The 13570-nt window shown below is 70.4% G+C and carries 13 protein-coding genes; 10 read left to right on the plus strand and 3 right to left on the minus strand.

What is annotated here, in order from left to right; genetic code table 11:
- Both cofG and ACFU5G_RS24420 read right to left on the minus strand, forming a co-directional pair.
- The coding region (gene cofG, locus ACFU5G_RS24415; RefSeq protein ID WP_377250618.1) for a 7,8-didemethyl-8-hydroxy-5-deazariboflavin synthase CofG at positions 1-1369 on the minus strand (1369 nt) is incomplete at its 3' end.
- Positions 1370-1442: 73 nt separating this feature from the next.
- Positions 1443-1739: a hypothetical protein gene (locus ACFU5G_RS24420; RefSeq protein ID WP_377250620.1), complete on the minus strand. Its 297-nt coding sequence runs from the start codon at positions 1737-1739 to the stop codon at positions 1443-1445.
- Positions 1740-1947: 208 nt separating this feature from the next.
- Here ACFU5G_RS24420 and ACFU5G_RS24425 point away from each other — a divergent pair, with 208 nt between their 5' ends.
- Both ACFU5G_RS24425 and ACFU5G_RS24430 read left to right on the plus strand, forming a co-directional pair.
- Positions 1948-3033 (plus strand): glycoside hydrolase family 5 protein, encoded by a 1086-nt coding sequence (locus ACFU5G_RS24425; RefSeq protein ID WP_377250622.1) that lies wholly within the window; start codon positions 1948-1950, stop codon positions 3031-3033.
- 254 nt (positions 3034-3287) lie between these two features.
- Entirely contained in the window at positions 3288-3677 is a 390-nt protein-coding gene (locus ACFU5G_RS24430) for a hypothetical protein (protein ID WP_377250624.1), read from the plus strand.
- A 13-nt stretch (positions 3678-3690) separates the two neighbouring features.
- Here ACFU5G_RS24430 and ACFU5G_RS24435 read toward each other — a convergent pair whose 3' ends face one another.
- Entirely contained in the window at positions 3691-4362 is a 672-nt protein-coding gene (locus ACFU5G_RS24435) for a hypothetical protein (protein WP_377250627.1), read from the minus strand.
- A 133-nt stretch (positions 4363-4495) separates the two neighbouring features.
- Here ACFU5G_RS24435 and ACFU5G_RS24440 point away from each other — a divergent pair, with 133 nt between their 5' ends.
- From ACFU5G_RS24440 to clpX, 8 genes are all read left to right on the plus strand, one after another.
- Positions 4496-5629 carry a flavin-containing monooxygenase gene (locus tag ACFU5G_RS24440; protein ID WP_377250630.1) on the plus strand — a complete coding sequence of 378 codons (1134 nt, stop codon included), beginning with the start codon at positions 4496-4498 and terminating at the stop codon, positions 5627-5629.
- 73 nt (positions 5630-5702) lie between these two features.
- Positions 5703-7007, plus strand: coding sequence for an ABC transporter substrate-binding protein (locus ACFU5G_RS24445; RefSeq protein ID WP_377250633.1), 1305 nt, complete (start codon positions 5703-5705; stop codon positions 7005-7007).
- A complete protein-coding gene (locus ACFU5G_RS24450; RefSeq protein WP_377250635.1) occupies positions 7004-7927 on the plus strand; it encodes a carbohydrate ABC transporter permease in 924 nt (307 codons plus the stop codon). The genes ACFU5G_RS24445 and ACFU5G_RS24450 overlap by 4 nt, the downstream gene beginning before the upstream one ends.
- Positions 7924-8733: a carbohydrate ABC transporter permease gene (locus ACFU5G_RS24455; RefSeq protein WP_377250637.1), complete on the plus strand. Its 810-nt coding sequence runs from the start codon at positions 7924-7926 to the stop codon at positions 8731-8733. Before ACFU5G_RS24450 ends, ACFU5G_RS24455 begins: the two co-directional genes overlap by 4 nt.
- Before the next feature lie 202 nt (positions 8734-8935).
- Positions 8936-10324 carry a trigger factor gene (gene tig, locus ACFU5G_RS24460; protein ID WP_377250642.1) on the plus strand — a complete coding sequence of 463 codons (1389 nt, stop codon included), beginning with the start codon at positions 8936-8938 and terminating at the stop codon, positions 10322-10324.
- A 231-nt stretch (positions 10325-10555) separates the two neighbouring features.
- A complete protein-coding gene (locus ACFU5G_RS24465) occupies positions 10556-11191 on the plus strand; it encodes an ATP-dependent Clp protease proteolytic subunit (RefSeq protein ID WP_281383652.1) in 636 nt (211 codons plus the stop codon).
- 43 nt (positions 11192-11234) lie between these two features.
- A complete protein-coding gene (locus ACFU5G_RS24470; protein WP_377250640.1) occupies positions 11235-11948 on the plus strand; it encodes an ATP-dependent Clp protease proteolytic subunit in 714 nt (237 codons plus the stop codon).
- A gap of 288 nt (positions 11949-12236) precedes the next feature.
- The gene (clpX, locus tag ACFU5G_RS24475; RefSeq protein ID WP_020016950.1) at positions 12237-13526 is read left to right on the plus strand and encodes an ATP-dependent Clp protease ATP-binding subunit ClpX; all 1290 of its coding nucleotides are present in this window, start codon (positions 12237-12239) and stop codon (positions 13524-13526) included.
- Positions 13527-13570 lie beyond the last annotated feature (44 nt).

Consider the following 13570-nt stretch of genomic DNA (forward strand, 5'->3'; position numbering starts at 1 on the left):
GGCTTGTCGAGACCCGGGTCTCGACAAGCCCGACCAGCGAGGAGTCGCCAGCAACCGACGAGGTGGAGGAGGGGAACTCGCCCAGGAGGGCGTCGTGCCGGGCCAGGCCGTAGTCGTCCGCGAGGTCCAGGACCCGGTCGCGCAGCCGGTCGTCGAGCCACTCCGCACCGGCCCGCGCCTCGCGCAGGTAGTGCGGGTGCGCGGTCAGCCGCTCGCGCAGCGTGTACCCGCCCTCGGCGGTGAGCCGGGCCAGGTCCTCGATGTGCGGCCAGGGCCGTTCGGGGTTCACGTGGTCCGGCGTGAGCGGGCTGACGCCGCCCCAGTCGTCGATGCCGGCGCGCACCAGGAGCTGGAGCTCGGCGGCGTCGGTCAGGTTCGGCGGGGCCTGCACGCGCATCCCCGGGCCGAGCAGCACCCGCGTGACGGCGACGGCGGCCGCGTACTCCTGCGTCTCCAGGTCGGCGGCGCCCATCATGGCCGTGGCCGACTTGGCGCGGAAGTTCTGCACGATCACCTCCTGCACGTGACCGTGCCGGGCGTGCGCGTCGCGCAGCGCCAGGATCGAGTCCACGCGCTCGGCGTAGTTCTCGCCGATGCCCAGCAGCACGCCGGTGGTGAACGGGATGCGGGAGCGGCCGGCGTCGTCGATCACGCGCAGCCGCAGGGCCGGGTCCTTGTCGGGGGAGCCGAAGTGCGCCTCGCCCTTCTCGGTCCACAGCCGCGATGACGTGGTCTCCAGCATCATGCCCATCGACGGGCCGACCGGCTTGAGCCGCTGCAGCTCCGCCCACGACATGACGCCGGGATTGAGGTGGGGGAGCAGCCCCGTCTCGTCGAGGATGAGGCGGGCCATGTGGCCCACGTAGTCGAGCGTCGAGGAGTACCCGTGGTCGTCGAGCCACTGCCGGGCGACGGGCCAGCGGTTCTCCGGCCGGTCACCGAGGGTGAGCAGGGCCTCCTTGCAGCCCAGTGCGGCGCCCTGCCGGGCTACCTCCAGCACCTCCTCCGCCGACATGTACGGCGAGATGCCGGCCTTGGCGAGCTTGCCCGGCGTCTGCACGAAGATGCAGTAGTGGCAGCGGTCCTGGCACAGGTGCGTCAGCGGCACGAACACCTTGCGGGAGTACGTGATGACGCCGGGCCGGCCGGCCTCGCGCAGCCCCTGGTCGCGCAGGGCGCCGGCCACCGCCAGGAGCCGGTCCAGGTCGGCGCCGCGGGCGTGCAGCAGCACCTCGGCGTCGTCCCTGCCCGGTGCGCCGCCGTCGTGCTCCTCCAGCCGGTCGAGAGCCGCGGCCAGGACCGTGGGGTCCGGGGGCTGCGGCTGGTCGGCGGGTCGCGCGGGCGTGCGCAGGGTCAGGGGAACAGTCATGGGCCCACCTCGGGTGCGGCAACCGGATCGTGATGGTCCGGAGGGGACGGCCCGACACTATGTCATCCCGGAGTCACCCGAGCTCGGCGAGCGTGCCCTCCTCGGCGGTCACCAGGGAGCTGATCGTCGCGAAGAACGCGGCGATCCCGGGGCGGTTGGCGCCCTTCTGGCGGGACGCCGCGAAGTCCTCCGACGAGGCCCACTCCACGATGTCGAGCCACTCGTCGTCCGGCAGCTGGACGAGGCGCGCGCCGAGGAAGCCGGTGCGGTCGGCCTCGAAGTCGGCGATCATCGCCGGCCGCGACGCCAGCATCGCGTCGATCCTCTCGGGCAGCACCCGGAACCGGGTCAGCTCCACGGACGTGCTCATGGTCTCTCCTGGGGTGAGCGAGTCATGCGGTCGGGGCTCACCGTAGGCCAAAGAACGCCATCCGTGACCCTCCCGTCCCGTAGACGCGGTGTGGTAATCCCGGATATCACCCGCTCGATCATCTTGCTAGCGTCCCTGGGACTGAACCAGCAGGCGGGCGACGACGCCGGCCTGCTCCGGCTCCTGACCGATCTGAGGTGGTCTCATCATGGTTCTCCGCCGCGCCCCGATCATCGTCGCCGTCGCCACAGCCGCGTTGCTGGCGACAGGGGCGGCCGTCGCGCCCACTCTCTCGGCCATGACGGTCGCCACGCACGAGGCGGCAGCGCCCGTGCCGGACGCCGCCCCGGCCGCCGCCCCGCAGGCCGCCACTCCCGTGGAGGCGAACGGGCAGCTCAGCGTCTGCGGCGTCCGCCTGTGCAACGAGCAGGGCAAGCAGATCCAGCTGCGCGGCATGAGCACGCACGGCACGCAGTGGTACTCGCAGTGCGTGGACGACGCGTCCCTCGACACCCTCGCGTACGACTGGAACGCCGACGTCATGCGCATCTCGACGTACGTGCAGGAGGACGGCTACGAGACCGACCCGGCGCGGTTCACCGCGCTGGTCAACCAGTACATCGACATGCTCAGCGAGCGCGGCCTGTACGCCATCGTCGACTGGCACATGCTCGACCCGGGGGACCCCAACTTCAACCTCGAGCGCGCCAAGACGTTCTTCACGGCCGTCGCCGAGCGGAACAACGGCAGGAACAACATCATCTACGAGGTCGCGAACGAGCCCAACGGGGTGTCGTGGCAGACCATCAAGGGCTACCACGAGCAGATCGTCCCCGTGGTCCGCGCGAAGGACCCGGACGCCGTCATCCTGCTCGGCACGCGCGCCTGGTCCTCGCTGGGCGTGTCCGACGGGGCGAGCGAGTCCGAGGTCGTGAACAACCCGGTCAACGCCTCCAACGTCATGTACACGTTCCACTTCTACGCGGCGTCGCACGGCCAGGAGTACCTGGACGCGCTGTCCCGGGCCGCCGACCGGATCCCGATGTTCATCACGGAGTTCGGCACCCAGGACTACGCCGGGGAGGGCGCCAACGACTTCGCGATGGCGCAGCGCTACCTCGACCTCGCGGCGCAGAAGAAGATCAGCTGGACCAACTGGAACTTCTCCGACGACCACCGCTCCGGCGCGGTCTTCACCGAGGGCACCTGCGGCGGCGGCTCGTACGGGACGGACCGGCTGAAGGAGGCCGGCGGCTGGATCCGCGACCAGATCCGCACGCCGGACGACTTCTAGGCGGGGCGCCGGCGCCGTTCGGAGGCTCCGTTCGGAGCGGCGCCGTTCGTGGCGCGGCGTCGGTGGGTAAGACACACCCAGCCGGTGGGTGCCGGGTGCCCTGAATTACGTTCGGCTCAGCATGGTCTGATTCGGCTCTGCTGCACTATTCGGCTGAGCCGAATCAGACGTGTCTGAGGTGAACGAATTCAAGCCCACCCGGCACCCTCTCCCTGTGCGTGACGAACCCCGGGGACCTACGAGAAGATCGTCCGATGCGGATCATCCAGCTCCCCGCCCGGGAGATCGACCGGTTCGGCAGCGACGGCGTCGACATGGACTTCCTCCCGCAGGTGCTCGACGCCGAGCGCACCACGGTCCACGTCGCGCGGATCGTCGCGGGCGGCCTGCTGGGCGAGCACCCCGCGACGTCGCTCCAGGTCCTCGCAATCCTGGCCGGCGCGGGCGTCGTGACGTCGCGGGGCGTGGACGGCGCCGCCGACGAGCGCTGGGACATCGAGCCGGGTCAGGCCGCGGTCTGGGAGCCCGGCGAGATCCACGCGACCACCGCCACCACGGACCTGCTCGCCGTGATCGTCGAGACCTCGGCGGACACGCTGGCTTTCCGCGAGCACAGGCTCCTCTGGGGCCCGCCCCTCGACTGAGCGGCCGGCGTCCTCACCCGACCGGCGACGGCGCGGGTAACCAGGGCGCGAACACGTCCGCGACCTCCGCCGCCACCGCGGTCGCGTCACGCGTCCCGTCCACCTCGATCACCCGGACGCTGAGCCGCCGCGCGTTGCGCACCACGTCGTCGGCGATCAGGCGGTCGCGCTCGATGCGGTTGGCCTGGGCGAGCGCCGGGTCGCTGACCGGAGCTTCCACGGCGAGCGCCCGGGGCACGGTGCGGAGCTGGTGCCGGCGGAACTCCTCGGTCGGGACCAGCACCACCATGCGGCGGGGCGAGTCGATCAGGGGCGCGACCAGCTCCGGCCGCAGCCCCCAGCCCTCGGCGATGGCGGGGCGGGCCGTGAACCACGCGCGCAGGTCGTCGAGCACCCACTCGAACGTGGCCGGGAAGCCGGCCAGGACCTGGGCCGCCAAGGTCGCGGGGTCGTGGTTGACCCAGAGCTCCTCGGCGTCGGGACCCACCGCGGGCTCCCCCTGCGCGATCCGTCGGGCGACCCACCGGTCCTGGTGGCCGCGGGAGGCGTGGTAGTCGTAGTGGTAGGCCGCCAGCCCGTGCCGGTCGGCGACCAGGTCGCTGACGGTCGTCTTGCCGGCCCACTGCGCGCCGCCGATCCACAGCATGCGGCGCAGGCTGCCGTGCGGGTCCCAGATGTCTGCCATCGGTGTCCTCCCGGTGCGGACGGCGCCCCTCGCCGCCCCCCTCGAGTGTCCGTTTTTTGCTCCAGAAACTGCAGTCTTGTTCTCACCCCGCCGCTGCCGCAGAGTAGGAGGAGGAGAGCACTACGCTCCATCCATGGTTCTCACCGTGTCCGTCATCGGCGCCGGACCCGCAGGCCTCGCCGCCGCAGCCACCCTCCAGGCCAGGGGTGCCTACGTCACCGTGCTCGAGAAGTCGGAGCACGTCGGCAACGCCTGGCGCCACCACTACGACCGCCTCCACCTGCACACGACGCGCGGCCTCTCGAAGCTGCCCGGCCTCGCCATCCCACGTGAGTACGGCCGCTGGGTGGCGCGCGACGACGTCGTCCGCTACCTGGAGGCGTACGCCGCCCACCACGGCCTGCGGATCGAGCACGGCGTCGAGGTCACCCGCCTCGACCGGCTCGCCGCCGACGGCGACGCAGCGCGCCGCTGGACGATCAGCACCACCGACGGCACCCGCACGGCCGACGCCGTCGTCGTCGCGACCGGGTACAACCACACGCCCCACCTGCCGGACTGGCCCGGCCAGGACGGCTTTCCCGGCGAGGTCACGCACGCGAGCCGCTACCGGAACCCGGCCCCGTACGCGGGCAAGCACGTGCTGGTCGCGGGCGTCGGCAACACCGGCGCCGAGATCGCGCAGGACCTCGCCGAGAACGGCGCCGCGAGCGTCCACCTCGCCGTCCGGACGCCGCCGCACATCGTGCCCCGCAACCAGGGCCCGTGGGCCGCGCAGTACACGGGCGTGCTGGTGCGACACCTGCCGGGCGCCCTCGTCGACGCCGTCGGCGTGGCCGTCCGCAAGGCCGGCGTACCCGACCTGTCCGACCTCGGGCTGCCGATCCCGGACGTTGGCATCGCGACCCGCGTCGCCCAGGGCTCCGTCCCCCTGCAGGACATCGGCATCGTCGCCGCCGTCCAGGCCGGCACCGTGCGCGTGGTGCGCGCCATCGACCGGTTCGACGGCGCCGAGGTGGTCCTGGCCGACGGCGCCCGGCTGACCCCCGACGTCGTCCTCGCCGCCACCGGCTACCGGCGCGCGCTCGAACCCGTGCTGGGCCACCTCGGGGTGCTCGGCGAGCGCGGAAAGCCCCTCGTGACCAACGGCCGCCCGGCCGCGCCCGGCCTCTACTTCACGGGTTTCACCAACCCGATCAGCGGCATGCTCCTCGAGATGGCGGCCGACGCCCGGCGCATCGCACGGCACGCGACCCGCGCCAGGTAGCGGATCCCGACACGACGTATCGATTCGGTCGAAATGCTTGACACCTCGACCTCCGACCGGCAGCGTCCGCCGCATGAGCCGCAGAAAGACCCTCGCCACAGCCGCCGCAGCACTCGTGGCGCTGACCCTCGGCGCATGCGCGCCGTCCGCGGACAGCCCCGAGCCGGGCGCGGCGGCGGGGGAGGGGTGCGACGGCGACGCCGTCGCCCTGGACGTCTGGTCCTGGCGCACCGAGGACGTCAAGACGTACGAGCAGATCTTCGACGTGTTCGAGCAGGCCAACCCCTGCATCACGGTGAACTTCCAGGCCCACCTCAACACCGAGTACGACCAGATCCTGCGCACCGGCCTGACCGGGTCCGACGGCCCCGACATCGCCCAGGTGCGGTCCTACGGCCTGCTCCAGCCGCTCGTCGAGGGCGGCAACCTGCAGCCGCTGGAGGACGTCGTCCCGGCGCTCGCGGACTTCGACGACGCCATCCTCGACGGCTCGCGCGGCCGGGAGGACGGCGCCGTCTACGGCGTGCCGCTGGCCAGCCAGACCATCCAGGTCTACTACAACACCGCGATCTTCGAGGAGCACGGGCTGGCCGAGCCCGAGACCTGGGACGACTTCATCGCCCTGAACGACACGCTCCTCGAGCACGACGTCACGCCGCTCGCGGTCGGCGCACGCGACGGCTGGTTCGTACCGACGGTGCACGACGCCCTGACCGCCGCCCAGTACGGCGGCGCCGACTTCCAGCAGGCCCTGCGCGACGGCGCGACCGACTTCACGGACCCGGCCTACGTCGACTCGATCCAGACCCTGGCGGACCTCCAGCAGTACATGCCCGACGACGTCACCGGCGTGCCGTACACGGACGCGCAGGTGCTGTTCACCTCGGAGCAGGCCGCGATGTTCGCCGGCGGCTCGTACGAGCTCGCGTTCTTCCAGGACGCCAACCCCGACCTGGACCTCGGCGTCTTCCAGGTGCCCCCGCCGCCCGGCTCGGCCCTGGACCACCCGGTCAGCGCCGGGTACGCGGACGGGAGCTGGGGCCTGTCGGCCACCACGGAGCACCCCGAGGAGGCCGAGACCCTGCTGAACTGGCTGGCCACGCCCGAGTTCGGGCAGCTCGTGGCCGACGAGCTCAAGCAGTTCTCGCCGATCCCCGGTGTCGAGTTCTCCGACCCGCTGCAGCAGGAGATGTGGGACCTGTACCTGGAGAACCCCGCGCCGTACCTCCTGCTCGTCGACTACCGCTACGGCGACCCGGTCGGCACGGACCTGATGGGTGAGGCGGGCCAGAAGCTGTTCCTCGGCGACACCGACGCCGAGGGTGCCGCCGACGTGATCCAGGACGGCCTGTCGGCCTGGTGGACGCCGGGCGAGTGAGCCGGCGTCGTCGAGCCGCGGCCCTGCCCACGCCGGTCGCGCTGCTCTTCCTGCTGCCCGCGGCCGCGCTGTTCGCGGTGTTCGTGCTCTACCCGATGGCGACGGCGCTGACCTACTCGCTGTTCTCCTGGCGCGGCACCGCGCAGGACGCGTTCGTGGGGCTGGACAACTTCGTCGCGCTGTTCACCACCGAGCCGTACGCGACCCAGCTCCCGCGCGCGTTCGGGCACAACGCGCTGCTGTTCGCCGGGGCGATGGTGGTGCAGAACTCGGTGGGCCTGCTGCTGGCCTACGCGCTGCACCACCGCGGCCGCCTGCGCCGGCTGTTCCAGGTGCTGTACACCATGCCGTACCTGGTCTCGCCGCTGGTCGTGGGCTACCTCTGGTCGCTGCTGCTCTCGCCGCTGTTCGGCCCGGTCAACGCCGCGCTGCGCGCCGTCGGCCTCGACGCGGTGGCCCAGCCCTGGCTGGGCGACCCCGACACCGCCCTGTGGGTGGTCGTGCTCGTGACCGCGTGGCAGTGGGTCGGCTTCCCCCTGCTGGTCTACGGCGCCGCGCTCGGCGCGCTCGACCCGGCGATCGAGGAGGCCGCGATGCTCGACGGCGCGACCTCCCGCCAGCGGTTCTGGCACGTCACGCTGCCGCTCCTGCTGCCGGTGATCGGCACGGTGAGCGTGCTGACGTTCATCTTCTCCATGGAGGCGTTCCCGATCCCGTACGCCCTGGGCGGATCCAGCGGCAGCCCGGCCGGCGCCACCGACGTCATGTCGCTCCTCTTCTACCGGACGGCGTTCCACTCGGGCGCCTCCAACGCGATCGGCATCTCGTCGGCCGTGGCGATCGTGCTGTTCCTGGTGATCGTCGGCATCTCGGTGCTGTTCACGCAGTGGTTCCGCCGCGTCGAGCGGAGGCTGACGTGAGGCGCGCGGCGGTCAGCACCCTGCTGTGGGGCTACGCCGCCGTCGCGCTGCTGCCGCTGCTGATCATGGTGTGGAACTCGTTCCGCACCGACCAGGAGCTGGTGGTGGAGCCGCTCGGCCTGCCGCACAGCCCGTCGCTGGACGCCTACCGCGAGGCGTGGGTCGAGGCGTCGTTCTCGACCTACTTCCTCAACTCGGTGCTGGTCACCACGCTGTCCGTCCTGCTGTCGACGGCGGTGTCGCTGCTGGCGGCCTACGCGCTGGCGCGGTCCCGGTCGCGGCTCATGACGGTGATCGAGCAGGTCTTCGTCTCGGGCCTGATGATGCCCGTGTTCCTGATGATCGTGCCGATCTTCTACCTGCTCGACACGATCGGGCTCGCATCCACGCGGACGGGGCTGATCCTGGTCTACTCCGCCGTCTCGATCCCGTTCTCGGTGTTCGTCCTGGCCACGTTCCTGCGCCAGCTCCCGGTCGACCTGGAGGACGCCGCCCGGATCGACGGCGCCGGCCCGCTGCGCACCTTCTGGTCGGTGCTGCTGCCGCTGGTGCGGCCCGCCGTCGCGACGGTGGTGGTCTTCCGCTTCGTGCCCATCTGGAACGACTTCTTCTACCCGCTCATCCTCGTGCGCGACCGGGCGCAGTACACGCTGCCCGTGGGCCTGACGACCTTCTTCGGCGAGTACCAGACCTCCTGGTCCACCCTGTTCGCGGGCCTGGTCATCGCGACGCTGCCGCTCGTGGTGCTGTTCCTCGTCGCGACGCGCCAGATCGTCGCGGGTCTCACCGCGGGGATGGGGCGCTGACGGGTCTGCGGCCGCTGTGCCGCAGGCCACCCGTCTGCATTCGGCGCCCGTGGCGTCCAGGCGTACCATGGACGGGTTGCCCGTGCGCCTGTCGTACGTCGCTGTCAGCGAGCAGCTGAGCAACAGAGCAGAGCATCCCCGCGCCACCCGGGACGCAGTACGCCGGCGTGCGCGCACCCCCGACATTCTGGAGACCATCGAAGTGAAGAGCGCCGTCGAGACCTTGGAGCCCACCAAGGTCAAGCTGACCGTCGAGGTGGACTACGACGAGCTCAAGCCGAGCATCGATCACGCCTACGAGCACATCGCGGAGCAGGTGAACGTCCCCGGGTTCCGCAAGGGCAAGGTCCCGCCGCGCATCATCGAGCAGCGGGTCGGCTGGGGTGCCGTGATCGAGCACGCCGTGAACGACGGGCTCTCCGGGTTCTACCGTGACGCGCTCGGCGAGACCGACCTGCGTCCGCTCGCCCAGCCCGAGGTCGACGTGACCGAGGTCCCGGCGAAGGCCGGCGAGGGCCAGCTGAAGTTCACCGCCGAGGTCGAGGTCCGCCCCGAGATCGAGCTCCCCGAGCTCTCCGACGTCGAGCTGACCGTCGACTCCACCGAGGTGACCGACGAGGACGTCACCGAGCGCCTGGACGCCCTGCGCGAGCGCTTCGGCACCCTCGTGGGCGTGGACCGCCCCGCCGTCGAGGGCGACTACGTCGTCATCGACCTGAAGGCCGTCATCGGTGACGAGGAGGTCGACTCCGTGTCGGGCGTCTCGTACCAGATCGGCTCGGGCAACATGCTCGAGGGGCTGGACGAGGCCCTGACCGGCCTGTCCGCCGAGGAGACCACCACCTTCAAGGCGCCGCTGGCCGGCGGAGACCACGAGGGCCAGGACGCCGACGTGACCGTCACGGCGACCTCCGTCAAGCAGCGCGACCTGCCCGAGGTGGACGACGACTTCGCCCAGCTCGCCTCGGAGTTCGACACGCTGGAGGAGCTCAAGGACGACCTGAAGACCCAGGTCGCCGGCATCAAGACCTCCAACCAGGCCGTCACCGCGCGTGACGCCCTCATGGAGAAGCTGCTGGAGACCGTCGAGGTCCCCGTGCCGTCCGGCGTGGTCGAGGCCGAGGTGCACCGTCACCTCGAGTCCGAGAGCCGCCTCGAGGACGACGAGCACCGTGCCGAGGTCACCGAGGACGCCACCAAGGCCATCAAGAACCAGATCCTGCTCGACACCCTCGCCGAGAAGCTCAAGGTTCAGGTCAGCCAGGGCGAGCTCGTCGAGTACCTGGTGAGCGCCTCGCAGCAGTACGGCATGGAGCCGAGCGAGTTCATCAAGACCCTCGAGCAGGGCGGGCAGATCCCGGCCATGGTCGGCGAGGTCGCGCGCTCGAAGGCCCTCGCGGTCGCGCTGCGCCAGATCGAGGTCAAGGACTCCGACGGCAACGTCGTGGACCTGAGCGAGTTCATCGGCTCGGACGAGGCCGACGAGGCCCAGGCCGCGCTGAGCGACGCCGTGGCGCAGGCCCAGGAGGCCGCCGACGCCGAGGAGCCCGAGGGCACCGAGGCCGAGACGTCGGAGCCGGCGAAGGCCTGACGCACCCCCGGCCCGGACGGGCCGGAGCAGGACGTCCGACGGCGGTCCGCACCCTTCGCGCGAGGGTGCGGACCGCCGTCCGCGTTCGGTCCGACTTCGCCGTGGGCAGCACCGGTGCGCTGTAGGCGAAACGGCCGCCGAATCGGAAGTTCTGGCGGCACGAGGCACGTTAGGGTCGAGCGACACGACGTCTTAGGACGTGGTCCACAGACGAGAGTCAGAACCGAGGAGATGGACGTGAACGATCTGCTGCGGATGGATGCCGGGCCGGTAGCACGGGCGGAGGGTGCTGGATTCGGGCTCAACGACTCCATCTACAACCGGCTGCTCAAGGAGCGCATCATCTGGCTGGGGTCGGAGGTGCGCGACGAGAACGCGAACGCGATCAGCGCGCAGATGATGCTTCTCGCGGCCGAGGACCCCGACAAGGACATCTGGCTGTACATCAACTCGCCGGGCGGCTCCATCACGGCCGGTATGGCGATCTACGACACCATGCAGTTCATCAAGCCGGACGTGGCGACGGTCGCGATGGGCATGGCGGCCTCCATGGGGCAGTTCCTGCTGTCCTCCGGCACCAAGGGCAAGCGCTACATCACGCCGCACGCCCGCGTGCTGATGCACCAGCCGTCCGGCGGGATCGGTGGCACGGCCACCGACGTGCGGATCGGTGCGCAGCTCATCATGCACATGAAGAAGGTGCTCGCCGAGCTGACCGCCGAGCAGACCGGTCAGTCGCTCGAGACGATCATCAAGGACAACGACCGCGACAACTGGTTCACGGCCTCCGAGGCACTGGAGTACGGCTTCGTCGACCACGTCGTCGAGACCGCTGCGCTGGCCGGCGGCGGCGGCATGAACAGCTGACCGCCCGGAAACGCATCAAGAGCTTTCTCAAGAGGAGATGACCGTGAGTCCTGAAGCCCAGTTCGTCGCAGCCGCAGAGCGCCTCGCCGGCGCCCGTTCGGGTGCACGGATGCCTTTTGCCACCGCCGGCGCCATGCCGTCCGCACGCTACGTGCTCCCGCAGTTCGAGGAGCGCACCGCGTACGGCTTCAAGCGCCAGGACCCGTACACCAAGCTGTTCGAGGACCGCATCATCTTCCTGGGCGTCCAGGTCGACGACGCGTCCGCGGACGACGTCATGGCCCAGCTCCTGGTCCTGGAGACCCAGGACCCGGACCGCGACGTGATGATGTACATCAACTCGCCGGGTGGCTCGTTCACAGCCATGACGGCGCTGTACGACACCATGCAGTTCATCAAGCCGCAGATCCAGACCGTGTGCCTGGGTCAGGCCGCGTCGGCCGCCGCGGTCCTGCTGGCCGCCGGCCAGCCGGGCAAGCGTCTCGCGCTGCCGAACTCGCGCGTGCTGATCCACCAGCCCGCGATGGAGGGTGGCGGCTACGCGCAGGCCTCGGACATCGAGATCCACGCGAACGAGCTGATCCGCATGCGGGAGTGGCTCGAGCTGACGCTCGCGACGCACAGCGGCAAGACGCAGGAGCAGGTGCGCGACGACATCGAGCGCGACAAGATCCTCACCGCCGCTCAGGCCAAGGAGTATGGCCTGGTGGACGAGGTGCTCCAGTCGCGCAAGCCCGTCGCGGTCGTGACGAACTGACCCTCCGGTCGGTCCGTCCGAGGCCGCAGCCTCCCGGCGCCGGGGCCGTGCCACCAATAGCGGTGGACGATCTGCCCCGGCGTCGGGCATTGTGGGACACGCCGCGCAGAATCTGACAAAATTGTCATGATCTGGTGAAAATCGGTCGGGCGACCCGCCGGGCCGCCCGGCTGACAACAGGCCACCGGTGGTGTGAAATGGATCTGAGACCGCTCGACGTCGCGGATCTGCTGGGCCAGCCGGCCCGTGCAGGACTCCGCGAGGGTGCACAAGGCGAGGAGACAGGTAGTGGCGCGAATCGGTGACGGCGCGGAACTGCTGAAGTGCAACTTCTGTGGCAAGTCGCAGAAGCAGGTGAAGAAGCTGATCGCCGGACCCGGCGTCTACATCTGCGACGAGTGCATCGAGCTGTGCAACGAGATCATCGAGGAAGAGCTCGGTGAGGCTGCGGAGCTCGGTCTGACAGAGCTGCCCAAGCCGCGCGAGATCTTCGACTTCCTCGAGCAGTACATCATCGGCCAGGACCCCGCCAAGCGCGCCCTGGCCGTCGCCGTCTACAACCACTACAAGCGCATCCAGGCCGGCGAGGCCGGGCGCTCGATCAACCCCGACGACCAGGACCCGGTCGAGATCGCCAAGTCGAACATCCTGCTCATCGGCCCCACGGGCACGGGCAAGACGTATCTGGCGCAGACGCTCGCGAAGATGCTCAACGTGCCGTTCGCCATCGCGGACGCGACAGCGCTGACCGAGGCCGGCTACGTGGGCGAGGACGTCGAGAACATCCTCCTCAAGCTCATCCAGGCCGCGGACTACGACGTCAAGAAGGCCGAGACGGGCATCATCTACATCGACGAGGTCGACAAGGTGGCCCGCAAGGCCGAGAACCCGTCGATCACGCGCGACGTCTCCGGCGAGGGCGTCCAGCAAGCACTCCTGAAGATCATCGAGGGCACCACCGCGTCGGTGCCGCCGCAGGGCGGGCGCAAGCACCCGCACCAGGAGTTCATCCAGATCGACACCACGAACGTGCTGTTCATCGTGGCCGGCGCCTTCGCCGGCCTGGACGACATCGTGGCCGCCCGGTCCCGCAAGCGCGGCATCGGGTTCAGCGCCCCCATGGAGTCCATCGCCCGGGACGAGGACCTCTTCGCCGAGGTGCGACCCGAGGACCTGCAGAAGTACGGCCTGATCCCCGAGTTCATCGGCCGCCTGCCCGTCATCGCCTCCGTCTCCTCCCTCGACCGCGACGCGCTGGTCCGGATCCTGACGGAGCCCAAGAACGCGCTGGTGAAGCAGTACAAGCGCATGTTCGAGATCGACGGCGTGGAGCTGGAGTTCGACGAGGAGGCCGTCGAGGCGATCGCCGAGCAGGCCCTGCTCCGCGGCACCGGGGCGCGCGGCCTGCGGGCCATCCTCGAAGAGGTGCTCCAGCAGGTCATGTTCGACGTGCCGAGCCGCGACGACGTCGAGCGCGTGGTCATCACCCGCTCCGTGGTGCTCGACAACGTGAACCCGACCGTCGTGCCGCGCAAGAGCCCCGTGCGGGGCCGTCAGCCGCGCGAGAAGAGCGCGTAGCACCCTCGACGTACGGAAACGGGGCCGGAGCGCTGATCAGCGCC

The sequence above is a fragment of the Promicromonospora sp. NPDC057488 genome, assembly GCF_042802395.1.
Lineage (GTDB): Bacteria > Actinomycetota > Actinomycetes > Actinomycetales > Cellulomonadaceae > Promicromonospora.

What these genes read in the sequence shown, in the direction of transcription:
- ACFU5G_RS24420 (WP_377250620.1), bottom strand. Translation starts at nt 1,739, where the DNA reads ATGAGCACGTCCGTGGAGCTGACCCGGTTCCGGGTGCTGCCCGAGAGG.
- ACFU5G_RS24425 (WP_377250622.1), top strand. Translation starts at nt 1,948, where the DNA reads ATGGTTCTCCGCCGCGCCCCGATCATCGTCGCCGTCGCCACAGCCGCG.
- ACFU5G_RS24430 (WP_377250624.1), top strand. Translation starts at nt 3,288, where the DNA reads ATGCGGATCATCCAGCTCCCCGCCCGGGAGATCGACCGGTTCGGCAGC.
- ACFU5G_RS24435 (WP_377250627.1), bottom strand. Translation starts at nt 4,362, where the DNA reads ATGGCAGACATCTGGGACCCGCACGGCAGCCTGCGCCGCATGCTGTGG.
- ACFU5G_RS24440 (WP_377250630.1), top strand. Translation starts at nt 4,496, where the DNA reads ATGGTTCTCACCGTGTCCGTCATCGGCGCCGGACCCGCAGGCCTCGCC.
- ACFU5G_RS24445 (WP_377250633.1), top strand. Translation starts at nt 5,703, where the DNA reads ATGAGCCGCAGAAAGACCCTCGCCACAGCCGCCGCAGCACTCGTGGCG.
- ACFU5G_RS24465 (WP_281383652.1), top strand. Translation starts at nt 10,556, where the DNA reads ATGGACGTGAACGATCTGCTGCGGATGGATGCCGGGCCGGTAGCACGG.